Origin of the sequence: Pseudomonas frederiksbergensis, assembly GCF_900105495.1 — a bacterium.
Lineage (GTDB): Bacteria > Pseudomonadota > Gammaproteobacteria > Pseudomonadales > Pseudomonadaceae > Aquipseudomonas > Aquipseudomonas frederiksbergensis.
This window is the reverse complement of record NZ_FNTF01000002.1, coordinates 2845011-2868071: the sequence shown is the minus strand read 5'-3', so window position 1 is coordinate 2868071 and position 23061 is coordinate 2845011. Positions and strand designations below refer to the sequence as shown.

Sequence of the window (23061 nt, the reverse complement as noted above, 5' to 3'; positions counted from 1 at the left end):
TATCTGTGGGTCCTTAAATTCGGTTTCAGGTGCGCGAAGGCGTTAAACAGTAAAGGCGTCTTGCAGCAGTTTTTCCTGCTGCTCAGCGTGCATCGATGCATAACCACAAGCAGGTGCAGCAGAAGCATCACGACCGGCGTACTCGAGGAAGAGTGCTTTGTTGTGATTGCCAACGATGCGGCGCATGTGGTGTTGGCTGCAGTACCAGGCACCCTGGTTCATCGGCTCTTCCTGACACCAAACGATATGTTTGAGGTTGGTGTACGGAGCCAGGACTTCGTTCAAGTCGTCCTCAGGGAATGGGTAAAGCTGCTCGATACGCACGATGGCGATGTCATCACGACCTTCGGCACGGCGTTTTTCCAGCAGGTCGTAGTAGACCTTGCCGCTACACAGAACAACGCGCTCGACCTTTTTCGGGTCCAGGGTATCGATTTCCGGGATAACGGTCTGGAACGAACCTTCAGCCAGATCTTCCAGGGTCGAGATCGCCAGTTTATGACGCAGCAGCGACTTCGGCGTCAGGACGATCAATGGCTTGCGCAGCGGGCGAATCACCTGACGACGCAGCAAGTGGTAGATCTGGGCCGGCGTAGTCGGTACCGCCACCTGAATGTTGTGCTCGGCGCACAGCTGCAGGTAACGCTCCAGACGAGCCGAAGAGTGCTCCGGACCCTGACCTTCATAACCGTGCGGCAGCAGCATGGTCAGACCGCAGAGGCGGCCCCACTTGTGCTCGCCACTGGTGATGAACTGGTCGATAACCACTTGGGCACCGTTGGCGAAGTCGCCGAACTGGGCTTCCCAGATCACCAGCGCCTCAGGCGTGGTGGTCGAGTAACCGTATTCGAACGCCAGCACGGCTTCTTCGGACAGGAACGAATCGTACAGGTCGAAACGTGGCTGGCCTTTGTACAGGTTTTGCAGCGGGATGTAGGTGCCCGCGTCTTTCTGGTTGTGCAAGACAGCGTGACGGTGCGAGAACGTACCGCGACCGATGTCCTGACCCGTCATGCGAATCGGGTGACCTTCGAACGCCAGGGTCGCATACGCCATGGTTTCGGCGTAACCCCAGTTGATCGGCAGGCCACCGGCTTGCATCTTCTGACGGTCTTCGTAGATTTTCGAGACCTGGCGCTGAACCACGAAGCCTTCCGGAATTTCCAGCAGCTTGGCGGACAGTTCCTGCAAGGTTTTCAGATCGAAGCGAGTGTCGTGACGTGCGGTCCAGGCGTGGCCCAGATACGGACGCCAGTCCACGAACAACTCTTTGTTCGGCTCTTTGACCAGGCTTTTTACAACATGCAGACCGTTGTCCAGCGCATTGCGATATTCATCGACTTTCGCCTGAACACGCTCTGCGTCCAGCACACCGCCCTGGGTCAGACGATCGGCATACAGCTCACGGGTGGTGCGCTGCTTGGTGATCTGCTGATACATGATTGGCTGTGTGCCGCTTGGCTCGTCGGCCTCGTTGTGGCCACGACGACGGTAGCAGACCAGATCGATCACCACGTCACGCTTGAACTGCATGCGGTAGTCGATGGCCAGCTGGGTCACGAACAATACGGCTTCCGGATCATCACCATTCACATGGAGGATCGGCGCCTGGATCATCTTCGCAACGTCGGTCGCGTACTCGGTGGAGCGCGAGTCCAGCGGGTTGCTGATGGTGAAACCGACCTGGTTGTTGATCACGATGTGCACGGTGCCGCCGGTCTTGAAACCGCGGGTCTGCGACATCTGGAAGGTTTCCATCACCACGCCTTGACCGGCAAATGCCGCGTCACCGTGGATGGAGATCGGCAGGACCTTCTCGCCGGTAGGGTCGTTACGACGATCCTGACGGGCGCGAACCGAACCCTCGACCACTGGAGAAACGATTTCCAGGTGGGACGGGTTGAATGCCATCGCCAGGTGAACTTCACCGCCGGTGGTCATCACGTTGGACGAGAAGCCCTGGTGATACTTCACGTCACCGGAACCCAGCTCGACCTTCTTCTTGCCTTCGAACTCGTCGAACAGCTCGCGCGGGTTCTTGCCGAAGGTGTTGACCAGTACGTTCAGACGACCACGGTGGGCCATGCCGATCACGATTTCCTTGGTGCCGTAGGAACCGGAACGCTGGATCAGCTCGTCGAGCATCGGAATCAGGCTCTCGCCGCCTTCCAGACCGAAACGCTTGGTACCCGGATATTTGGTACCCAGGTATTTTTCCAGGCCTTCGCCGGCGGTGACGCGCTCAAGCAGGTGGCTCTTGATGTCGGCGGAGTACGTCGGACGGCCACGCACGCTTTCCAGACGCTGCTGGAACCACTGGCGCTGCTCGGAATCGGTGATGTGCGTAAATTCAGCGCCGATGGTGCGGCAATATGTCTGCTGCAACGCTTCGTGAATTTCGCGTAGGCTCGCCTCCTCTTTGCCGATGAACAGGTCGCCGGCACGGAAGGTCGTATCAAGATCGGCATTGGTCAAGCCGTAATGATTGATCGACAGGTCTGCAGGTGCAGGACGCTGCCACAGCCCCAGCGGGTCAAGCTGGGCTGCCTGGTGGCCACGCATACGGTAGGCCTGGATCAATCGCAGCACTTCAACTTGCTTCTTCTCGTGCTCACTGCTCACGCTACCGGCGGAAACCGGTTGGGCGCGGCGCTGGTTCTTTGCCAGCAAGACGAAATGATCGCGAATTGTGGAGTGCGAAACATCGGTGGCAGGGTTGCCGTCAGCAGGCAACTTCTGGAAGTAGGTGCGCCACTCTTCTGGCACAGCGTTAGGGTCGTGCAGGTAGAGCTCGTAGAGCTCTTCCACATAGGCAGCGTTACTACCGGATAGGTAGGCGCTGTTCCACATGCGCTGCATCACGCTTTCTTGCATGCTTGGTCACCCTCGGTTAGGGGAACACCACCGGCGTCGACACCGAGCACACTTGCAGAAGTCCGAATGCAGCGACTAAAACAAGCCACTTAGGATCACGCTGATAGTCCGGGTACCAGCCCGGATGCCCCTGCTTGTCTCATTTCTTCAAAATAAGAGCCGCAGCCTTATAAGCTGCTGCTCAGGTTAAGACTACGGCGCCGGTTGAAGCCTGCGCCGTAGCATCTACGGGTACAGCGGTCTTGCGGGTACTACAGCTGAATCACACGCCGCTTTGCAGAAGCATGTTACGAATGTGACCGATGGCCTTAGTCGGGTTCAGGCCTTTCGGGCAAACGTTGACGCAGTTCATGATCCCGCGGCAGCGGAATACGCTGAACGGGTCATCCAGCGAAGCCAGACGCTCGGCAGTCTTGGTGTCGCGGCTGTCTGCCAGGAAGCGATACGCTTGCAGCAGAGCAGCTGGACCCAGGAACTTGTCCGGGTTCCACCAGAAGGATGGGCAAGAGGTCGAGCAGCAAGCGCACAGGATGCACTCGTACAGACCGTCGAGCTTTTCACGCTCTTCAGGGGTCTGCAGACGTTCGATGGCCGGAGCCGGCGTGTCGTTCTGCAGGTATGGCTTAACCTTTTCGTATTGCTTGTAGAAGATGCTCATATCGACGACCAGGTCACGGATAACCGGCAAACCTGGCAGAGGACGAACGATCAGCTTGTTACCTTTTACGACAGCAGATAGCGGCGTGACGCAGGCCAGACCGTTTTTGCCGTTGATGTTCATGCCGTCGGAACCGCAAACACCTTCACGGCAAGAGCGACGATAGGAGAAACCTTCGTCCTGCTCTTTGATCAGGGCCAGCACATCCAGCACCATCAGGTCTTTACCACCGGTATCGACCGAAAATTCCTGCATGAACGGCGTAGCGTCCTGATCAGGGTTGTAGCGATAAACACTGACTTGCAACATGGCGGCCACCCTTAATAAGTCCGAATCTTAGGTTCAAAAGTCGGAACAGTCTTCGGCGAGAAGTTCACAGCACGCTTGGTTACGCGCTTGTCACCCGGGAAGTACAGGGTGTGGCACAGCCAGTTTTCGTCGTCGCGATCTTCGTAGTCTTCACGGGCGTGAGCGCCGCGGGACTCTTTGCGGATCTCAGCGGCGATGGCGGTAGCTTCGGCCACTTCCAGCAGGTTCTGCAATTCCAGCGCTTCGATACGAGCGGTGTTGAACGCCTGGCTCTTGTCGTTGATCTTGACGTTGGCGATACGGCCACGCAGATCAGCCAGTTGAGCAATACCCTTCTGCATGTATTCGCCGGTACGGAACACACCGAAGTAGTTCTGCATGCAGCTTTGCAGTTCTTTACGCAGGGTGGCGACGTCTTCGCCTTCGGTACGCGAGTTCAGAGCGGACAAACGGGCCAGGGCCGTTTCAATGTTGGCGTCGGTGGCGTCGTCGTATTCGATGCCTTCAGTCAGCGCTTTTTCAAGGTGCAGACCAGCCGCGCGGCCGAACACAACCAGGTCGAGCAACGAGTTGCCGCCCAGACGGTTGGCACCGTGAACCGATACGCACGCCACTTCACCCACTGCGAACAGGCCAGGGATGATGGTGTCGACGCCGTCGGCATCCTGGGTGATCGCCTGGCCATGAATGTTGGTCGGAACGCCGCCCATCATATAGTGGCAAGTCGGAACGACCGGAACCGGAGCAACCACCGGGTCAACGTGAGCAAACGTCTTGGACAGTTCGCAGATGCCTGGCAGACGGCTGTGCAGTACTTCCTCGCCCAGGTGATCGAGCTTGAGCAGTACGTGGTCGCCATCCGGACCGCAACCGTTACCGGCGATGATTTCCTTAACCATCGAGCGGGCAACAACGTCACGACCGGCAAGGTCTTTGGCGTTCGGAGCGTAGCGCTCCATGAAACGCTCGCCGTGCTTGTTGATGAGGTAACCACCTTCACCACGGCAGCCTTCAGTAACCAGTACACCAGCGCCGGCGATGCCGGTCGGGTGGAACTGCCACATTTCGATGTCTTGCACCGGCACGCCAGCACGCAGAGCCATGCCGACGCCGTCACCGGTGTTGATCAAGGCGTTGGTGGTGGACGAGTAGATACGACCGGCACCGCCAGTGGCCAGAACGGTGGCCTTGGCGCGAATGTAGCTGGTTTCACCGGTTTCGATGCAGATGGCGATCACACCGACGAATGCGCCGTCCTGGTTTTTCACCAGATCAACAGCGTAGTACTCGTTCAGGAACGTGGTGCCGGCTTTCAGGTTGCCCTGATAAAGCGTGTGCAGCAGCGCGTGACCGGTACGGTCGGAGGCAGCGCAGGTACGGGCAGCCTGGCCACCCTTACCGTAATCCTTCGACTGACCGCCGAATGGACGCTGGTAGATACGACCTTGTTCGGTACGCGAGAACGGCAGACCCATGTGGTCCAGCTCGAACACCGCAGCCGGGCCTTCCTGACACATGTATTCGATAGCGTCCTGGTCACCGATATAGTCGGAACCCTTGACGGTATCGTACATGTGCCAGCGCCAGTCATCGTTCGGATCAGCCGAAGCGATCGCGCAGGTAATGCCGCCCTGAGCGGACACAGTGTGCGAACGGGTAGGGAAAACCTTGGTGATTACGGCAGTCTTGTGACCGCCCTGTGCCAGTTGCAGCGCTGCGCGCATGCCGGCACCGCCACCACCAATAATGATGGCGTCGAAAGAAATCGTTGGAATGTTAGCCATGAATCAGATACCCCAGAGAATCTGCACACCCCAGACGAAGTAAGCGAACATCGCAACGCCGCATACTGCCTGGAAAAGGAAACGTACTGCAGTCGCGGACTTGCCCAGCGCCATTGGCGTCAGGTAGTCGGTCGCGATGGTCCACATGCCGACCCAGGCGTGAGCGCCCAGGGCCACAAGGGCCAGCAGACTGAAGATACGCATCCCGTTGTGGGCGAACAGGCCATGCCATTGGTCATAGCCAATGCCCGGATTCGCTACAAGGTATCCGATCAGGAAGATGAAATAAGCCGCGAGAACGACCGCAGACACACGTTGCGCCATCCAGTCATAAAGACCGGAACGCGAAAGGTTCGTAACGCTGGTTACCATATCCAAACTCCTGCCAGAACGATCAGCACCACGGAAACGGCGATGATAATTTTCGAGCCCAGGCGGCCGCCTTCCAGCGTCTCACCGATGCCCATGTCCATGATCAAGTGGCGCACACCGGCTACCAGGTGATACAGAAGAGCGGACAGGAGGCCCCATGCTACGAACTTGGCCAGCGGGCTGGTCAAGCATGCCTTCACCTCGGCAAAACCTTCCTCAGAATCCAGAGACTTGCCCAATGCATAAAGCATGAAGCCAAGGCCCAGAAAGAGAATGATGCCGGAAACACGGTGAAGAAACGACGTAACGCCGGTGATGGGGAGTTTGATGGTCCTTAGGTCTAGGTTTACAGGTCGTTGGCTTTTCACGGCTTTTTTTTCACACTGAAGAGCCCCTAACAATCAGGGCAAAGTTGTTGGGGAGTGCACTGGTCAGGTAACCACCACCCAGGGATGCGACCCCCAATAAAGCAGGCCCAAAAGCCCCTGGCGGTCGGTGGCCGAGTATAGACAGTTAGGCTACTAATGACAACGCGTTCACCTTCCCCTAATAGCGCATTGCACAAGTCGGATAAAAGGCGTAAATGGCAGGCAATTTCGAGGAAAAAGTCCGGTTAAAGCCTTCTGGAGCAAGACTTTAGGCAAATTGACATTCGAATTTATCTCACTATAGTGGTGCGGGCCCTGCGTGGGGGGTCTGTCTGATGATTTCAAGCATAAATAGGAGGCCACATGGCTGACAAAAAAGCGCAGTTGATCATCGAGGGCGCAGCCCCCGTCGAGCTGCCCATTTTAACCGGCACCGTTGGTCCCGATGTTATCGATGTTCGGGGCCTGACGGCCACGGGCCGTTTCACCTTTGACCCTGGTTTCATGTCGACAGCTTCCTGCGAGTCGAAGATCACCTATATCGACGGCGACAACGGCATCCTGCTGCACCGCGGCTACCCGATCGAACAGCTGGCTGAAAAGTCGGACTACCTGGAAACCTGCTATCTGCTGCTCAACGGCGAATTGCCGACTGCAGAACAGAAGGCCCAGTTCGTCAGCACCGTAAAGAACCACACCATGGTTCACGAGCAGCTGAAGACGTTCTTCAACGGTTTCCGTCGCGACGCCCACCCAATGGCCGTCATGTGCGGTGTAGTCGGCGCCCTCTCGGCCTTCTACCACGACTCCCTGGACATCAATAACCCGCAGCATCGCGAAATCTCCGCGATCCGCCTGGTTGCCAAGATGCCGACCCTGGCAGCGATGGTTTACAAGTACTCGATGGGGCAACCCATGATGTACCCGCGCAACGACCTGACGTACGCGGAAAACTTCCTGCACATGATGTTCAACACCCCGTGCGAGATCAAACCGATCAGCCCGGTACTCGCCAACGCCATGGACAAGATCTTCATCCTCCATGCCGACCACGAGCAGAACGCATCGACTTCCACCGTACGCCTGGCCGGCTCTTCGGGTGCCAACCCGTTCGCCTGTATCGCCGCCGGTATCGCTGCACTGTGGGGCCCTGCCCACGGCGGCGCGAACGAAGCCGTTCTGACCATGCTCGATGAAATTGGCGATGTGTCGAACATCGACAAGTACATCGCCAAGGCCAAGGACAAGAACGATCCGTTCAAACTGATGGGCTTCGGTCACCGGGTTTACAAAAACCGCGACCCACGCGCAACAGTGATGAAGCAGACCTGCGACGAAGTACTGAAGGAACTGGGCATCACCAACGATCCGCAACTCGAACTGGCCATGCGCCTGGAAGAGATCGCCCTGACCGACCCGTACTTCATCGAACGCTCGCTGTACCCGAACGTCGACTTCTACTCGGGGATCATCCTCAAGGCGATCGGCATTCCAACCAGCATGTTCACCGTGATCTTCGCTTTGGCGCGGACTGTCGGCTGGATCTCCCACTGGAAAGAAATGCTCTCCAGCCCGTACAAGATTGGCCGCCCCCGCCAGCTGTACACCGGCTACGAGTCGCGTGACATCACCAAGCTGGAAGACCGCAAATAAGACCTGTCTTGCGATAACGTCTTAAAGTTGCACCGGGAACGGCCTCTATTTATATAGAGGCCGTTTTTGTTTGTGCGATGAACCTTATCGTTCCTACGCTCCGCGTGAGAATGCCGCCGGGAACGCTCCGCGTCCCGCCTTCCGGCGAGTTGAGTCCTACATATTGGTGACGCGGAGCGTCACGGGATGCATTCCCACGCGGAGCGTGGGAACGATCAGTGAGTGAGCGGTGGGGGCTGTTATCTTGCTTTGGCTTTGGCTTTGGCTTTGGCTTTGGCTTTGGCTTTGGCTTTGGCTTTGGCTTTGGCTTTGGCTTTTGATCTGCCCCGTCGGGAGGCCGAGTGGAGGTTCTGCGCAGTGGGCAGCTCGGCATGGATGCCGGGCTAGCCGCCCCCGGCCATGGATGGCCGATGGCGGCGGGCCCACGGAGCAGGACCGGAGCGAGGGCACCCTGAGCCTAGGCGAAGGGCCGTACGTCAGGGGCCAAGCGTTTTGGTTACTTTCCGCCGGGCCGCGCAGGCTCTTCCAAAGTGACCCGCTGTAAGAGCGGAACCATAGGTGGCCGTTACCGAAGAAACGGATATGTATGCAGTCAACAAGGGCCGATAACCGCAAAAAAAAATGCCCCGATCTCTCGACCGGGGCATTTCTGTTTAACGCAGCTTACATGGAGAAGCTCGAAGCCTTAGTGCGAAACCGCCCCACTCGCGCCCAAGCCCGTCTGCGAACGAACGAACTGAGGGAAGAACAGCGCCCGCTCATTAACGCCGGCCGTCGACTTGTCAGTGATCGAGAAGAACCAGATCCCGACAAACGCAATGGCCATGGAGAACAGCGCCGGGTACTCATACGGGAAGATAGCCTTCTCGTGATGCAGGATCTGCACCCAAATGGTTGGCCCAAGGACCATCAAACCAACGGCACTGATCAGCCCCAACCAGCCACCGATCATCGCACCACGTGTGGTCAGCTTCTTCCAGTACATCGAAAGCAGCAGCACCGGGAAGTTACAGCTCGCCGCGATGGAGAACGCCAGGCCCACCATGAACGCGATGTTCTGGCTTTCGAACAGAATGCCCAAGCCGATTGCCAACACACCCAGGCAGACGGTGGTGATTTTCGAAACGCGAATCTCGTCCTTGTCGTTGGCCTTGCCCTTCTTGATCACGCTGGCGTAAAGGTCGTGAGACACAGCCGTAGCGCCGGCGAGCGTCAAACCAGCCACTACAGCCAGGATGGTTGCGAACGCTACAGCCGAGATGAAGCCCAGGAAGATACTGCCACCCACCGCATTGGACAGGTGCACCGCCGCCATGTTGTTGCCGCCCAACAGCGCGCCAGCAGCATCTTTAAAGGCAGGGTTGGTGCTGACCAGCAAGATCGCGCCGAAGCCGATGATGAAGGTCAGAATGTAGAAGTAGCCGATGAAGCCGGTTGCATACAGCACGCTCTTGCGAGCTTCTTTCGCGTCACTCACGGTGAAGAAGCGCATCAGAATGTGCGGCAGGCCAGCGGTACCGAACATCAGCGCCAGACCAAGGGAGAATGCCGAGACCGGATCTTTCACCAGGCCGCCCGGGCTCATGATGGCTTCACCTTTAGGGTGAACCTTGATCGCCTCGGAAAACAGCAAGCTGAAGTCGAAGTTGACGTGCTTCATGACCATCAGCGCCATGAACGAAGCACCGGACAGCAGCAACACAGCCTTGATGATCTGCACCCAGGTGGTCGCCAGCATGCCGCCGAACAACACATACATGCACATCAGGATACCGACCAGGATTACGGCAACGTAGTAGTCGAGACCGAACAGCAGCTGGATCAGCTTGCCGGCACCGACCATTTGCGCGATCAGGTAGAACGCCACCACCACCAGCGAACCGCAAGCGGACAGCGTGCGGATCTGGGTCTGCCCAAGGCGGTAGGACGCCACGTCGGCAAAGGTGTATTTACCCAGGTTACGCAGGCGCTCGGCGATCAGGAACAGAATGATCGGCCAGCCCACCAGGAAGCCGATCGAGTAGATCAGGCCGTCGTAACCGGAAGTGAACACCAGAGCGGAAATACCCAGGAAGGACGCCGCCGACATGTAGTCACCGGCGATTGCCAGACCGTTCTGGAAGCCGGTGATCTTGCCACCCGCCGCATAGTAGTCAGCCGCCGAATTGTTGCGCTTGGAAGCCCAGTAGGTGATGCACAGGGTCAGGCCAACGAACGCGACGAACATCAGGATCGCGGAAACGTTGAGCGGTTGTTTGTGCACTTCGCCGGTCAGGGCTTCACCTGCCCAGGCGCCAGGTGCAAAGGCTGCGATGCTCAATAGAGCCATTAGACGCCGGATCATTGCTGAGCCTCCTTGAGAATCGCATTGTTCAGGTCATCAAATTCGCCATTGGCGCGTCGTACGTAGATTGCAGTCAGGATAAAGGCCGAGAGAATCAGCCCGACACCAATCGGTATTCCCCAGGTAATCGAAGACTCGGGGCTGATTTTTGCTCCCAGAATATGCGGCCCGTAAGCAATCAAAAGGATGAATCCGGAGTAAAGCCCAAGCATGATCGCCGAAAGAATCCAGGCGAACCTTTCTCGCTTACTAACCAGCTCCTTGAAGCGCGGGCTGTTTTGAATCGAGAGGTAAATGCTGTCGTTCATTGTTTTTATCCTCGCAGCACAGATGAAGTTGGAACGTTATCCACTCTATGCGGCTACGGAACTGGTTCCAGACGACCTTAGTATTAGAACGACATGACGGTTATGCCATTCTCCAGTCTGCATCAAACACTGTGGGAGCGAGCCTGCTCGCGATAGCGGTGTGTCAGTCAACTTCAATATCGACTGATACACCGCTATCGCGAGCAGGCTCGCTCCCACAAAGGAAAACAAAAGGCCGCTTGGCGGTTATGCCAAGCGGCCTTGAGAAGTGCTGACCAGACGCGTCAGCTCAAATCATTTAGTCCAATCTGCAACGCGTTCCGGGTGCTTGGCGACCCAATCCTTGGCGGCGGCTTCAGGTTTGGCACCATCCTGAATGGCCAACATGACTTCGCCGATTTCGTCTTTCGACGCCCACTGGAAGTTCTTCAGGAACTTGGCAACTTCCGGAGCCTTGGTTGCCAGTTCTTTGCTGCCGATGTTGTTTACAGTTTCTGCCGCGCCATAAACGCCTTTCGGGTCGTCCAGGAAGCGCAGTTTCCACTTGGCGAACATCCAGTGCGGCACCCAACCGGTGACAGCAATGGATTCGTTTTTCTTCTCGGCACGGGTCAGCTCGGCAATCATGCCGGCGCCGGAACTGGCCTTGAGTTGGTAACCGGTGAGATCGTAGTCCTTGATGGCCTGTTCGGACTTGATCATTACGCCCGAACCGGCGTCGATGCCGACGATGCGATTTTTGAAGCTGTCGTCGGTTTTCAGATCGGCAATACTTTTGGCTTTGACGTACTCCGGCACGATCAGGCCAATTCTTGCGTCCTTGAAGTTCGGACCGTAATCGACGACCTGGTCCTTGTTCTTGGTCCAGTATTCACCATGAGTCACAGGCAGCCACGCAGACATCATGGCATCGAGTTTGCCAGTGGCCACACCCTGCCACATGATCCCGGTGGCAACTGCTTGCAGTTTCACGTCATAACCGAGTTTCTGCCGGATCACTTCAGCAGCCACGTTGGTCGTGGCAACACTGTCCGACCAGCCGTCGACATAACCGATAGTCACTGCCTTGCCTTCGGCGCTGGCCAAAGTAGAGCTGATCGCCAGCACCAAAGCGGCACCTGCGCCCAAGAGTCGTCGCATCTTCATCGTTACTTCCCCGAAAGTGCTGCGCTCGACGGATGCCGAGTCGCGTCAACGTATTGTTATAGTGCACAGCGCGCCCATCACGCCCACCGCAAACTCATCCGAACATCAGCGCGATTTATCTATGAAAGCACTGACGCGTCGATAATCAACCTCAGGACAATGACGACCTTCTCTGCCAGCGACCTCAAGGCATCGAGAAACGACATCAGAACGCCATTAATCTAGACCACCGAAAGTCCGCCCGCCAATCCGCCCAAACTTTGCATGTCAAAAGTATGCAGGCCACCAGCCATGCCGCAAATGAAGGTAACATGCGCGGCTTTGCTCCCAGACGGCCTGACCATGCCCGCGACATCCCGCTTTCCTTTTTTTGCTTATCTATTCGCCTGCCTGCTGGGGCTTTTTGCCCTGGGTGGTTTCTGGTATGGCCTCGGTAAACCGGTGGTTCTGCCAGACGTGGCCAGTGCGACGCACAAGCTGCAATGCGCCTCCTACACCCCGTTCGACAAGGACCAATCACCGTTTGATCAGCCGTTCAAGCTGCGCCCCGAGCGCATGGACGCCGACCTCGCACTGCTGGCCAAAAGCTTCGAGTGCATCCGCACTTATTCCATGACCGGCCTCGAGGCCCTGCCCGACCTGGCGCGCAAGCACGGGCTGAAGCTGATGATCGGCGCCTGGGTCAACAGCAACGCGGTGGACACCGCCAAGGAAGTCGACCTGCTGATCGCCTCGGCCAACGCCAACGCGGACGTGGTGACCTCGGTGATCGTCGGCAATGAAACCCTGTTGCGCAAGGAAGTCACGGGCGCGCAACTGGTCAAGCTCATCAGTAAAGTCAAAAGCCAGGTCAAGCAACCCGTCACTTACGCGGACGTCTGGGAGTTCTGGCTCAAGCACCCGGAAATCGCCCCGGCGGTGGATTTCCTGACTATCCATTTGTTGCCGTACTGGGAAGATGACCCTTCGAATATCGACGCGGCCCTGCAGCATGTGGCCGAAGTACGTCAGGTATTCGGCAACAAGTTCGCCCCCAAGGACGTGATGATTGGTGAAACCGGCTGGCCCAGCGAAGGCCGTCAGCGTGAAACCGCCCTGCCGAGCCGGGTCAATGAAGCCAGGTTCATTCGTGCTTTTGTCATCATGGCGGAGCAGCAAGGCTGGCATTACAACCTGATCGAAGCCTTCGACCAGCCATGGAAACGCGCCAGCGAAGGTGCGGTCGGTGGTTACTGGGGGCTGTTCGATGCCGATCGCCAGGACAAGGGCGTGCTTGCCGGTCCGGTGTCGAACGTACCTTACTGGTCGCAGTGGCTGGCGGTGGGTGGTTTGATTTTCCTTGGCACGTTGATCCTCGGCGGCCGTGTACGCAGCACTCGCGCCGCGCTGGTTCTGCCGCTGCTCGGTGCGCTGGCCGCTTGCTCGATTGGCGCCTGGGGTGACCTGGCCCGTATCACCACGCGGTTTACCAGTGAATGGTTGTGGGTCGCTTTGCTGACGGCGTTGAATGTGTTGGTGCTGGCCCATGCGGCACTGACCCTGAGCCCTCGGGCCGGTTGGCGCGGACGGGCGTTCAATGCGCTGGAACGTCGGGCAGGCTGGCTGCTCGCGGTGGCCGGGTTTGCAGCTGCGGTGACCATGCTGGAGCTGGTGTTAGACCCGCGTTATCGCAGCTTCCCGAGCGTCGCGTTCATCCTGCCGGCGCTGGTTTATCTGTGCCGCCCGGTCAGTGTGCCGCGTCGGGAGATTGCCCTGTTGACCTTCATCATCGGTGCCGGCATTGCGCCGCAGCTTTACGGTGAAGGCTTGCAGAACCAGCAGGCCTGGGGTTGGGCGCTGGTGAGTGTATTGATGGTTGCAGCGTTGTGGCGCAGTTTGCGGGTTCGCAAGGGGTAATCCTCTGCGCAGCTACTGGCCTCATCGCGAGCAAGCTCGCTCCCACAGGGTTCTTCAGCGAATACAGAATTTGTGTACGACAAAGATCCCTGTGGGAGCGAGCTTGCTCGCGATGGCTGACTGTCAGACGCTGCGGGAAGCCCGGACCAGACGCAATCCAGCAAGCACCACCGCAAAAACAGCCAACGTCGTGTTGTACAACGCCAACGCCGGCAACCCGAACACCAGCGCCAGCACCGCCAACCACCACCCTGCCCGGCCCGGCAGCACAAACCCGATAACGGCTGCCGCCAATGCCGCGAAGCCCAATACCTTGAAGTGAATCATCAAGCCCAGGCTCGAACGAACCTGGCATTCCCAGCGGCTTGCTTCGTCCACGCAGATGCCGACCCATTGAGCATCCTCCATGAAGCCATACCGCGCGCCATAACTGGCGGCCAGCCATAACGGCAGGAGAACGAGCAGCAGAATCACAGGCAGACGGCGGGACATGAAGCACTCCAATCAACGAAATCGGCGGCCAGCTTAATCTCCCGCCAGCGCTAAGCAAGCGCATGTGACAGATAATTGGTCACGGAATCACTGCAAAGTGTATCGTCCAGCTACTATTACCCCGAAATTAGGCCTGATTGGTGCCGACTCATGGCACTTTGGCGCAAACCCCGTGGTCATAGCCTGCGAACTTCATTCGGCACCTTTCTCTAAGGGATCTAGTCATGCTCCGTTCCTTGCGCTTCGCCGCCTTGTTTGGCGGCCTTATTTTGAGTGCGTCCGCACTGGCGGTGGACATCGACGCCGCCAGTTATGGCTACCCCTTGACCAACCCGTTCGAGGCGACCATCGCAACGACACCGCCGGACCTTCGTCCGGAGTTGCCGCTGGACGACGACATCGATCAGCAAACCCGTAGCGTCAGGTTGCGCCCGGAGCGTGAATTCGATTTGCCGGACAACTTCTGGCCAGTGAAGAAACTCACCTACCGCATCGCCACCCAGGATAAAGCCGCTCCGCTGATTTTCCTGATCGCCGGCACCGGCGCGCGCTATGACAGCACCCATAACGAATACCTGAAGAAGCTCTACTACAAGGCCGGCTACCACGTGGTGCAACTGTCGTCGCCCACCAGCTTCGACTTCATGAGCGCCGCCTCACGCTTTGCCACACCCGGTATCACCAAGGAAGATGCCGAAGACATGTATCGGGTGATGCAGGCCGTGCGGGCACAAAACCCGAATGTCGACGTTACCGATTACTACCTGACCGGCTATAGCCTGGGCGCACTGGACGCAGCGTTCGTCGCGCATCTGGATGAAACCCGTCGCAGCTTCAACTTCAAGAAAGTCTTGCTGCTCAACCCGCCGGTCAACCTCTACACCTCGATCACCAACCTGGACAAGCTGGTCCAGACCGAGGTCAAGGGCATCAACAACAGCACCACGTTTTATGAGCTGGTGTTGGACAAACTGACCCGCTACTTCCAGCAGAAAGGCTACATCGACCTCAACGATGCGCTGCTCTACGACTTCCAGCAGTCCAAGCAGCACCTGAGCAACGAACAGATGGCCATGCTGATCGGCACTTCGTTCCGCTTCTCGGCAGCCGACATTGCCTTCACCTCGGACCTGATCAACCGTCGCGGCCTGATCATTCCACAGAAATTCCCGATCACCGAAGGCACTACCCTCACGCCGTTCCTCAAGCGCGCGCTGCAGTGCGACTTCGATTGCTACATCACCGAGCAAGTCATCCCTATGTGGCGCGCCCGTACCGACGGCGGCAGCCTGCTGCAACTGATCGACCAGGTGAGTTTATATGCACTCAAGGATTACCTGCGCGACAGCCCGAAAATCGCCGTCATGCACAACGCCGACGACGTGATTCTCGGCCCTGGCGACCTGGGTTTCCTGCGCAAGACCTTTGGTGATCGCTTGACCGTTTACCCACTGGGCGGCCATTGCGGCAACCTTAATTACCGCGTCAACAGCGACGCCATGCTGGAGTTTTTCCGTGGCTAAATACCTCCTGCTTATCGCAGCGCTACTCTGCGCAGGCGTCGCCAATGCCGACAACAGCAAAGCCAACGCACCGGTTGTGATTGACAGTGATGGCTTCAAGGAGCCGCTGAGCAAACTCAAATTCAACCCGGGACTGGATCAACGCGAGTTCGAACGCTCCACGCTTAACGCACTGAACGTCTACGACCCGTTGGAAGAGTGGAACCGCCGCGTCTACCACTTCAACTACCGCTTCGACCAATGGGTGTTCCTGCCAGTGGTCGACGGCTATCGCTACATCACGCCGAGTTTCCTGCGCACTGGCGTGAGCAACTTCTTCAATAACATTGGTGACGTGCCGAACCTGTTGAACAGCTTGCTGCAGTTCAAGGGGCAGCGTTCGATGGAAACCACCGCGCGCCTGCTGCTCAACACCACCGTCGGCATCGCCGGCCTGTGGGACCCGGCCACCGCCATGGGGCTGCCGCGCCAGAACGAAGACTTCGGCCAGACGCTGGGCTTCTACGGTGTACCGGGCGGCGCCTACTTCGTGTTGCCAATCCTCGGCCCATCGAACATCCGCGACACTGGCGGCCTGGTGGCGGACTTCAGCGCAGAATCGGCAATCAACTTCCTGAACGTCGCCGAGGTCAGCTCCAACCATCCTGAAGTCTTGATCTTGCGTTCCATCGACAAGCGCTATCAGACCGGCTTCCGCTATGGCCAACTGAACTCGCCGTTCGAGTACGAGAAAGTGCGCTACGTGTACACCGAGTCGCGCAAGTTGCAGATCGCCGAGTAATTCATCGGCAACAAAAAAGGCCATTCGATGCGAATCGAATGGCCTTTTTTTGAGCTAGGTCAGTTACCCATGAACAACTTGCGATTCCTTCGGATCCGCCCCGTAGTCATTTTCACCCTTATTTCCCCGTGTCCCCATTGAAATCAAAAACATGATAAATCCAATGAGAGGGATGATTAGCCAGAAGAAGTTGAGCCCGCTTTTGTTCAGGTCATGATACCGCCGCCAGGTAATCGCCAATCGAGGGCAAGCAGAGCAAAGCGCATAAACGGTGTAGATCAACAGATAAGCTCGCTCCCCCAACAACCCCAACCAAATCCCGATACCTAGCCAAAATGCAATTAAACAGTTATCAACGAGAAAAAACATCCAGAACTCTTTCCTGCTCGCTCTGCCTCCAAACGTTGCGTATTTCTTGAAAGCTTGCAAATACCACTTCATCCCTAAACCCCTTCACAATCAGAAAACCCATTCCGGCCATTACATCCCAAATAGGGAGGTGAAGTTTACGAGAACATCAAAAATGGGCTTGTAGGAACAATCTGAAAGAAATGTGGGTGTCTAGATTTTCTTAACCTTTCACAGCTTTCCAGAGCTTGCTGGCAACCATCACACCCGCCAACACCGCCGCCCCCGCCATAATCCCCGCCACCGCATTCAGCAATGTCGGCACGATAAACCCGGCACCGCCCGCCCCTGCGCTGACGCTCTCAATCCAGTGATGAACCACCGGCACGCCGTGGGTGAGAATCCCGCCACCCACCAGGAACATCGCCGCCGTGCCGATCACCGACAGGCTTTTCATCATGTACGGCGCCGCACGCAGAATCCCGGCGCCGATGCTTTTGGCCATCTGACCAGGCTTCTGGGTCAGCCACAAACCGAGGTCGTCGAGTTTGACGATGCCCGCCACCAGGCCATACACGCCAATGGTCATGACGATGGCGATGCCCGACAGCACGATGACTTGCTGGGTCAGCGAAGCATCCGCCACGGTACCCAGAGTGATCGCGATGATTTCCGCCGACAGAATGAAGTCCGTACGGATGGCCCCCTTGATCTTGTCTTTCTCGAACGCCACCAGATCGACCGCCGGATCAGCCACGGCTTCGACCAGCTCAGCATGTTCGGCCTGATCTTCAGCCTTGCTGTGCAGGAATTTGTGCGCCAGTTTTTCGAAACCTTCGAAACACAGGTAGGCGCCACCGACCATCAACAGCGGCGTGACCAGCCACGGAATGAACGCACTGATGGCCAAGGCCGAGGGCACCAGGATCAGCTTGTTCAGAAACGAGCCCTTGGCCACCGCCCACACGACCGGGATTTCCCGCTCGGCGCGCACGCCGGAAACCTGCTGGGCATTGAGCGCCAGATCGTCACCGAGCACGCCGGCAGTCTTCTTGGCGGCCATTTTGGTCATCAATGCCACGTCGTCGAGTACCGCGGCAATGTCGTCGATCAGCAACAGCAAACTGCTTCCTGCCATGAATCAGGTTTCCTTCGAATAGTGAATGCTGCGCAGCATAGCGCGGCCGAACGTGCTGCGGGGCATTCTTGAGCGCCGCGCGAGGCCGGTGCTACCATGCGCAACCGCCAGCACAGGCAAGGAACCACCTGGTTTATGAGCACTATCCGCGAGCGCAACAAAGAACTGATCCTGCGTGCCGCCAGCGAAGAATTTGCCGACAAGGGCTTCGCTGCGACCAAAACCAGTGACATCGCAGCCAAGGCGGGATTGCCCAAGCCCAACGTCTACTACTACTTCAAATCCAAGGAAAACCTCTACCGCGAGGTCCTGCAAAGCATCATCGAACCGATTCTGCAGGCCTCGACACCGTTCAACGCCGACGGCGTGCCCAGCGAAGTGCTGAGCGGCTACATCCGTTCGAAAATCCGCATCTCCCGCGACCTGCCCTTCGCCTCCAAGGTGTTTGCCAGCGAAATCATGCACGGTGCCCCGCACCTGAGCGCTGATCTGGTTGAACGGCTCAACGGCCAGGCCAAGCACAACATCGACTGCATCCAGACCTGGATCGACCGCGGCCAGATCGCCCCGATCGACCCCAACCACCTGATGTTCAGCATCTGGGCCGCGACCCAGACCTATGCTGATTTTGATTGGCAGATTTCCGCAGTGACCGGTAAAGCGAAGCTGGATGAGGCGGATTACGAGGCGGCGGCGCAGACGATTATCCGGTTGGTGCTCAAGGGGTGTGAGCCGGACCGGTAGACCGCGGCGCACCCTTCGCGAGCAAGCCCACTCCCACACGATCTGTGGTGACACAAAAGGTGTGAGCCCTCTCGAAACCTGTGGGAGCGGCGGTGCGGCGATCCGACTTGCCCGCGATGGCGGCGACTCGGATTTGATCAAAGCCAAATAGCATCCCACAGCGGATAGTCGCCCAGGTGTTCTACGAGCCCTGCCCGCAATGGGTTGGCTACAACGTACCGTGCCATCTTCACCAAGTCTTCCTCTCGCCTCAATGCCCGATCGTGATAGCCCTGCTGCCAGAGTGGCCCATTTCTATTACTGGAAAGGTTCACCTCTCGAGTACTCAATGACTTGGTTTGGCGCATCAGATTGCTGAGCGAACATTTTTCCAATTCGACCAGCCAGTGGAAGTGATCAGGCATAACTACCCAAGCCAGTGAATTCACTAACCCCAGATGTTGTGCTTGGCGAAATTGATGAACGACCAGTCTGCCAAAAGCAAAATCCTTAAAAACCGGTTCACGATCAAGTGTATTGGTGGTCAGCAAATAAACTCGATTGGGCTCGGCATAGCGGCCCGTTCGTAAGCGATGTGAAGCGGGTAAATCAGGCATTCCATTACCTCTCTCATGATTGGTTCATGAAAGGCTAGACCTGGAAATGCCGGGTGGTGATGCAGACTTTTAGCTGGATGTGTCTGGTAGATAGCTATCGCGGGCAAGCCCGCTCCCACAGGGCTGTTGGTGTACACAAAATATGTGAACGCCGTCGATCCTTGTGGGAGCGGGCTTGCCCGCGATAGCAATGGGTCAGGCACTACAAAATCAAGCAGTCACCCCCGCATCCGCCAGCAACCCCGCCGCCTCGATCGCAGTGATCGCACATTGCTCATCAACATCCGAAAGATCCCCGCTGATACCGACAGCCCCCAGCACGTTCCCGTCCTGATCCCGAATCAACACCCCACCCGGTGCCGGCACCACACTGCCCTGCCCCAGACTGTTCAAAGCGGCGATAAACGCCGGGCGTTGTTGTGCGTCCAGTGCCAGCAGGCGTGAGCCTTTACCCAGGGCAATGGCGCCCCAGGCTTTGCCGATGGCGATCTGCGGGCGCAGCAGGCTGGCGCCGTCTTCACGCTGCAGGGTGACCAAGTGTCCACCCGCATCCAGTACCGCGATGGTCAATGGAGCCGCCGAGATTGCACGCCCTGCGGAAATAGCCTGATTGGCCAGGTTGACTGCGACTTTCAAGGTTAAAGCGCTCATGGTGCCGTCCTCATTTTGTTATAGGGAAAGCTGCTGGACTGCGTTTTGTTCGACAGTCCGATGCAACAAATAGAACACAATGAGTTATTTTTTTGTATACAATAATTCTCGAAAAACGCCACATGCGACGAAAAGCCACAGTAGATTGGGCTTCCGACGAATGAAACGGCCGCTTGAGAAAATGGATTGACCTGCGCCGTCCGCCGTGAATACACTCTGCGCAAAGCCACTTGTATACAATTACAAAACGTAAGAGGCACCAAAACCATGAGCAAAATGAGAGCAATCGAAGCCGCCGTTCTGGTGATGCGCCGTGAAGGGGTTGATACCGCTTTTGGCATCCCGGGCGCCGCGATCAACCCGCTGTACTCCGCCTTGCAGAAGGTCGGTGGCATCGATCACGTCCTCGCTCGCCACGTTGAAGGCGCCTCGCACATGGCCGAGGGCTACACCCGCACCAAGGCCGGCAACATCGGCGTGTGCATCGGCACTTCGGGACCTGCCGGTACCGACATGGTCACCGGGCTCTACAGTGCCTCGGCCGACTCGATCCCGATTCTTTGCATTACCGGCCAGGCTCCCCGCGCGCGGATGCACAAGGAAGACTTCCAGGCCGTCGACATTACCTCGATCGTCAAGCCAGTGACCAAATGGGCAACCACCGTCATGGAACCGGGCCAGGTGCCTTACGCGTTCCAGAAAGCCTTCTACGAAATGCGCTCCGGCCGTCCAGGCCCGGTGCTGATCGATCTGCCGTTCGACGTGCAGATGGCTGAAATCGAATTCGACATCGACGCCTATGAACCACTGCCGCTGGCCAAGCCAACCGCGAACCGCGTGCAAATCGAGAAGGCCCTGGCCATGCTCGATCAGGCCGAGCGTCCGTTGCTGGTGGCCGGCGGCGGCATCATCAACGCCGACGCCAGCGAATTGCTGGTGGAATTTGCCGAGCTGACCGGTATTCCGGTGGTTCCGACTTTGATGGGCTGGGGCACCATCCCGGATGATCACCCGTTGATGGTCGGCATGGTCGGCCTGCAAACCTCGCACCGCTACGGCAACGCGACGATGCTCAAATCCGACCTGGTACTGGGTGTCGGTAACCGCTGGGCCAACCGTCACACCGGTTCGATCGACGTTTACACCGAAGGCCGCAAGTTCATCCACGTTGACATCGAACCGACCCAGATCGGCCGCGTGTTCACCCCGGACCTGGGCATCGTTTCCGATGCCGCTGCCGCCCTGACCGTGTTCATCGAAGTCGCTCGCGAATGGCAAGCCGCCGGCAAACTGAAAAACCGCAGTGGCTGGCTGCAAGACTGCCAGCAGCGCAAGTCCAGCCTGCAGCGCAAGACTCACTTCGACAACGTGCCGGTCAAGCCGCAACGCGTTTACGAAGAGATGAACCAGGTGTTCGGCAAAGACACGTGCTACGTCAGCACCATCGGTCTGTCGCAGATTGCCGGCGCGCAGTTCCTGCACGTCTACAAACCGCGTCACTGGATCAACTGTGGTCAAGCCGGTCCGTTGGGCTGGACCATTCCGGCAGCGCTGGGTGTGGTCAAGGCCGATCCGACCCGTAAAGTGGTAGCGTTGTCGGGCGACTATGACTTCCAGTTCATGATTGAAGAACTGGCGGTGGGCGCGCAGTTCAAGCTGCCGTACATCCACGTGGTGGTGAACAACTCGTACCTGGGGCTGATTCGTCAGGCTCAGCGCGGTTTCGACATGGACTACTGCGTGCAGCTGTCCTTCGACAACTTGAACGCTCCGGAACTCAACGGTTACGGTGTCGACCACGTCGCGGTCGCCGAAGGCCTGGGCTGCAAGGCGCTGCGTGTATTCGAACCGAGCCAGATCCAGCCTGCCCTGCGCAGGGCTCAGGAGCTGATCGAAGAGTTCAAGGTGCCGGTGATCGTTGAGATTATTCTGGAACGTGTGACCAACATTTCCATGGGCACCGAGATCAACGCCGTCAACGAATTCGAAGACCTGGCGCTGGTCGGCAACGATGCGCCAACGGCGATTTCGTTGCTTGATTAAGTTGACCTGATACCTGTAGCAGCTGCCGAGGTACGAGGCTGCGTTGCGTGTCCGCAGGACCGCTCGGGGGCCGCTTCGCAGCCCAACGCAGCCTCGTACCTCGGCAGCTGCTACAGGCACCTATTTTTACGGGAGACCACCATGCCGCGTTTCGCAGCCAACTTGTCCATGCTGTTCACCGAGCAGGATTTTCTTGCCCGTTTTGAAGCTGCCGCCAAGGCGGGCTTCAATGGTGTCGAATACCTGTTCCCTTACGATTTCAGCTCCGCCGAGATCAAAGCCAAGCTCGATGCCAATGGCTTGACCCAGGTGCTGTTCAACCTGCCGGCCGGTGACTGGGCCAAGGGCGAACGCGGTATCGCGTGCCTGCCGGACCGGGTTGAAGAGTTCCGCGCCGGTGTCGATCTGGCGATTGCCTACGCGAAAGTGTTGGGCAACACCCAGGTCAACTGCCTGGCCGGTATCCGTCCACAAGGCGTCGACGATGCCACCGTGGAAAAAACCTTCGTCGCCAACCTCAAGTACGCCGCCGACAAGCTGCAAGCGGCGGGCATCAAACTGGTGATGGAAGCGATCAACACCCGCGACATCCCGGGTTTCTACCTCAACAACACGGCGCAAGCCCTGTCGATTCGCGAACAGGTCGGCAGCGCCAACCTGTTTCTGCAATACGACATCTACCACATGCAAATCATGGAGGGCGACCTGGCCCGCACCATGGCTGCGCACCTGGGCGAGATCAACCACATCCAGTTGGCCGATAACCCTGGGCGCAACGAACCGGGCACCGGTGAGATCAACTACCGCTTCCTGTTCGAACACCTGGACCGCATCGGTTATGAGGGTTGGGTTGGCTGCGAATACAAGCCGCTGACCACCACTGAAGCGGGCCTGGGCTGGCTCAAAACCCACAACGCAATCTGACGCAGATCCCTGTGGGAGCGGGCTTTTGTGGTGAGGGGATTCATCGAATCGTCGCACCGCCCCGTTCGGCTGCGAAGCAGTCGTAAAACCAGCAAATGCGTTCTATCTG

General features: G+C 57.8%; 20 protein-coding genes. 7 read left to right on the top strand and 13 right to left on the bottom strand.

The genetic code is table 11. The features are described from left to right. Positions 1–42: 42 nt before the first annotated feature. The 5 genes from BLW70_RS13460 to sdhC all read right to left on the bottom strand — a co-directional run bounded on the left by BLW70_RS13460 (position 43) and on the right by sdhC (position 6365). Positions 43–2874: a 2-oxoglutarate dehydrogenase E1 component gene (locus BLW70_RS13460; protein ID WP_074874658.1), complete on the bottom strand. Its 2832-nt coding sequence runs from the start codon at positions 2872–2874 to the stop codon at positions 43–45. Between the two features lie 262 nt (positions 2875–3136). Next, on the bottom strand, positions 3137–3841 hold the full coding sequence (locus tag BLW70_RS13455; RefSeq protein ID WP_074874656.1) for a succinate dehydrogenase iron-sulfur subunit: 705 nt from the start codon (positions 3839–3841) through the stop codon (positions 3137–3139). Positions 3842–3852: 11 nt separating this feature from the next. Continuing rightward, positions 3853–5625, bottom strand: coding sequence for a succinate dehydrogenase flavoprotein subunit (sdhA, locus tag BLW70_RS13450; protein ID WP_074874654.1), 1773 nt, complete (start codon positions 5623–5625; stop codon positions 3853–3855). Between the two features lie 3 nt (positions 5626–5628). Next, positions 5629–5997 (bottom strand): succinate dehydrogenase, hydrophobic membrane anchor protein, encoded by a 369-nt coding sequence (gene sdhD / locus BLW70_RS13445; protein WP_007959040.1) that lies wholly within the window; start codon positions 5995–5997, stop codon positions 5629–5631. Beyond that, positions 5991–6365 carry a succinate dehydrogenase, cytochrome b556 subunit gene (sdhC, locus tag BLW70_RS13440; RefSeq protein ID WP_074874652.1) on the bottom strand — a complete coding sequence of 125 codons (375 nt, stop codon included), beginning with the start codon at positions 6363–6365 and terminating at the stop codon, positions 5991–5993. The genes sdhD and sdhC overlap by 7 nt, the downstream gene beginning before the upstream one ends. A 363-nt stretch (positions 6366–6728) precedes the next feature. On the opposite strand from sdhC, the gene gltA reads away from it, so the two are divergent. After that, a complete protein-coding gene (gltA, locus tag BLW70_RS13435) occupies positions 6729–8018 on the top strand; it encodes a citrate synthase (protein WP_008148584.1) in 1290 nt (429 codons plus the stop codon). Positions 8019–8703: 685 nt separating this feature from the next. On the opposite strand, the gene BLW70_RS13425 is transcribed toward gltA, so the two are convergent. The 3 genes from BLW70_RS13425 to BLW70_RS13415 all read right to left on the bottom strand — a co-directional run bounded on the left by BLW70_RS13425 (position 8704) and on the right by BLW70_RS13415 (position 11816). After that, the gene (locus BLW70_RS13425; RefSeq protein WP_074874650.1) at positions 8704–10362 is read right to left on the bottom strand and encodes a cation acetate symporter; all 1659 of its coding nucleotides are present in this window, start codon (positions 10360–10362) and stop codon (positions 8704–8706) included. Further along, entirely contained in the window at positions 10359–10670 is a 312-nt protein-coding gene (locus tag BLW70_RS13420) for a DUF485 domain-containing protein (protein WP_017337238.1), read from the bottom strand. Before BLW70_RS13420 ends, BLW70_RS13425 begins: the two co-directional genes overlap by 4 nt. Before the next feature lie 294 nt (positions 10671–10964). Next, positions 10965–11816, bottom strand: coding sequence for a glycine betaine ABC transporter substrate-binding protein (locus BLW70_RS13415; RefSeq protein ID WP_074874649.1), 852 nt, complete (start codon positions 11814–11816; stop codon positions 10965–10967). Positions 11817–12116: 300 nt separating this feature from the next. On the opposite strand from BLW70_RS13415, the gene BLW70_RS13405 reads away from it, so the two are divergent. Next, entirely contained in the window at positions 12117–13712 is a 1596-nt protein-coding gene (locus BLW70_RS13405) for a glycoside hydrolase family 17 protein (RefSeq protein WP_074880544.1), read from the top strand. 123 nt (positions 13713–13835) lie between these two features. Here BLW70_RS13405 and BLW70_RS13400 read toward each other — a convergent pair whose 3' ends face one another. Next, positions 13836–14204, bottom strand: coding sequence for a hypothetical protein (locus tag BLW70_RS13400; RefSeq protein ID WP_074874648.1), 369 nt, complete (start codon positions 14202–14204; stop codon positions 13836–13838). Positions 14205–14428: 224 nt separating this feature from the next. Between BLW70_RS13400 and BLW70_RS13395 the strand changes: the two genes are divergently transcribed. Together BLW70_RS13395 and BLW70_RS13390 are read left to right on the top strand one after the other, a co-directional pair. Continuing rightward, entirely contained in the window at positions 14429–15727 is a 1299-nt protein-coding gene (locus BLW70_RS13395) for a serine/threonine protein kinase (RefSeq protein WP_074874647.1), read from the top strand. Next, the gene (locus BLW70_RS13390) at positions 15720–16508 is read left to right on the top strand and encodes an MlaA family lipoprotein (RefSeq protein ID WP_074874646.1); all 789 of its coding nucleotides are present in this window, start codon (positions 15720–15722) and stop codon (positions 16506–16508) included. The genes BLW70_RS13395 and BLW70_RS13390 overlap by 8 nt, the downstream gene beginning before the upstream one ends. Positions 16509–16571: 63 nt before the next feature. Here the strand turns inward: BLW70_RS13390 and BLW70_RS13385 are convergent, their stop codons facing one another. Together BLW70_RS13385 and BLW70_RS13380 are read right to left on the bottom strand one after the other, a co-directional pair. Next, the gene (locus tag BLW70_RS13385) at positions 16572–16949 is read right to left on the bottom strand and encodes a DUF805 domain-containing protein (protein WP_074874643.1); all 378 of its coding nucleotides are present in this window, start codon (positions 16947–16949) and stop codon (positions 16572–16574) included. Between the two features lie 130 nt (positions 16950–17079). Beyond that, a complete protein-coding gene (locus tag BLW70_RS13380; protein WP_074874641.1) occupies positions 17080–17994 on the bottom strand; it encodes a DUF808 domain-containing protein in 915 nt (304 codons plus the stop codon). Between the two features lie 135 nt (positions 17995–18129). Between BLW70_RS13380 and BLW70_RS13375 the strand changes: the two genes are divergently transcribed. Further along, positions 18130–18738, top strand: a complete 609-nt coding sequence (locus BLW70_RS13375; protein WP_074874639.1) for a TetR/AcrR family transcriptional regulator — start codon at positions 18130–18132, stop codon at positions 18736–18738. A gap of 137 nt (positions 18739–18875) precedes the next feature. Here the strand turns inward: BLW70_RS13375 and BLW70_RS13370 are convergent, their stop codons facing one another. Both BLW70_RS13370 and BLW70_RS13365 read right to left on the bottom strand, forming a co-directional pair. Continuing rightward, entirely contained in the window at positions 18876–19334 is a 459-nt protein-coding gene (locus tag BLW70_RS13370) for an REP-associated tyrosine transposase (RefSeq protein ID WP_074874636.1), read from the bottom strand. A gap of 210 nt (positions 19335–19544) precedes the next feature. Continuing rightward, positions 19545–19985 carry a GlcG/HbpS family heme-binding protein gene (locus tag BLW70_RS13365; RefSeq protein WP_074874635.1) on the bottom strand — a complete coding sequence of 147 codons (441 nt, stop codon included), beginning with the start codon at positions 19983–19985 and terminating at the stop codon, positions 19545–19547. A gap of 267 nt (positions 19986–20252) precedes the next feature. Between BLW70_RS13365 and gcl the strand changes: the two genes are divergently transcribed. Beyond that, complete coding sequence (gene gcl / locus BLW70_RS13360) at positions 20253–22028, top strand: glyoxylate carboligase (RefSeq protein WP_074874631.1); 1776 nt, start codon at positions 20253–20255, stop codon at positions 22026–22028. Positions 22029–22169: 141 nt separating this feature from the next. Then, a complete protein-coding gene (gene hyi / locus BLW70_RS13355; RefSeq protein ID WP_074874629.1) occupies positions 22170–22952 on the top strand; it encodes a hydroxypyruvate isomerase in 783 nt (260 codons plus the stop codon). The last annotated feature ends 109 nt before the right edge of the window (positions 22953–23061 follow it).

Excerpts from the sequence above, each read along its gene's own strand:
- BLW70_RS13460 (WP_074874658.1), bottom strand. The coding sequence starts at position 2,874 with ATGCAAGAAAGCGTGATGCAGCGCATGTGGAACAGCGCCTACCTATCC.
- BLW70_RS13455 (WP_074874656.1), bottom strand. The coding sequence starts at position 3,841 with ATGTTGCAAGTCAGTGTTTATCGCTACAACCCTGATCAGGACGCTACG.
- sdhA (WP_074874654.1), bottom strand. The coding sequence starts at position 5,625 with ATGGCTAACATTCCAACGATTTCTTTCGACGCCATCATTATTGGTGGT.
- sdhD (WP_007959040.1), bottom strand. The coding sequence starts at position 5,997 with ATGGTAACCAGCGTTACGAACCTTTCGCGTTCCGGTCTTTATGACTGG.
- gltA (WP_008148584.1), top strand. The coding sequence starts at position 6,729 with ATGGCTGACAAAAAAGCGCAGTTGATCATCGAGGGCGCAGCCCCCGTC.
- BLW70_RS13425 (WP_074874650.1), bottom strand. The coding sequence starts at position 10,362 with ATGATCCGGCGTCTAATGGCTCTATTGAGCATCGCAGCCTTTGCACCT.
- BLW70_RS13420 (WP_017337238.1), bottom strand. The coding sequence starts at position 10,670 with ATGAACGACAGCATTTACCTCTCGATTCAAAACAGCCCGCGCTTCAAG.
- BLW70_RS13415 (WP_074874649.1), bottom strand. The coding sequence starts at position 11,816 with ATGAAGATGCGACGACTCTTGGGCGCAGGTGCCGCTTTGGTGCTGGCG.
- BLW70_RS13405 (WP_074880544.1), top strand. The coding sequence starts at position 12,117 with ATGAAGGTAACATGCGCGGCTTTGCTCCCAGACGGCCTGACCATGCCC.
- BLW70_RS13400 (WP_074874648.1), bottom strand. The coding sequence starts at position 14,204 with ATGTCCCGCCGTCTGCCTGTGATTCTGCTGCTCGTTCTCCTGCCGTTA.
- BLW70_RS13395 (WP_074874647.1), top strand. The coding sequence starts at position 14,429 with ATGCTCCGTTCCTTGCGCTTCGCCGCCTTGTTTGGCGGCCTTATTTTG.
- BLW70_RS13385 (WP_074874643.1), bottom strand. The coding sequence starts at position 16,949 with ATGAAGTGGTATTTGCAAGCTTTCAAGAAATACGCAACGTTTGGAGGC.
- BLW70_RS13380 (WP_074874641.1), bottom strand. The coding sequence starts at position 17,994 with ATGGCAGGAAGCAGTTTGCTGTTGCTGATCGACGACATTGCCGCGGTA.
- BLW70_RS13375 (WP_074874639.1), top strand. The coding sequence starts at position 18,130 with ATGAGCACTATCCGCGAGCGCAACAAAGAACTGATCCTGCGTGCCGCC.
- BLW70_RS13370 (WP_074874636.1), bottom strand. The coding sequence starts at position 19,334 with ATGCCTGATTTACCCGCTTCACATCGCTTACGAACGGGCCGCTATGCC.
- BLW70_RS13365 (WP_074874635.1), bottom strand. The coding sequence starts at position 19,985 with ATGAGCGCTTTAACCTTGAAAGTCGCAGTCAACCTGGCCAATCAGGCT.
- gcl (WP_074874631.1), top strand. The coding sequence starts at position 20,253 with ATGAGCAAAATGAGAGCAATCGAAGCCGCCGTTCTGGTGATGCGCCGT.
- hyi (WP_074874629.1), top strand. The coding sequence starts at position 22,170 with ATGCCGCGTTTCGCAGCCAACTTGTCCATGCTGTTCACCGAGCAGGAT.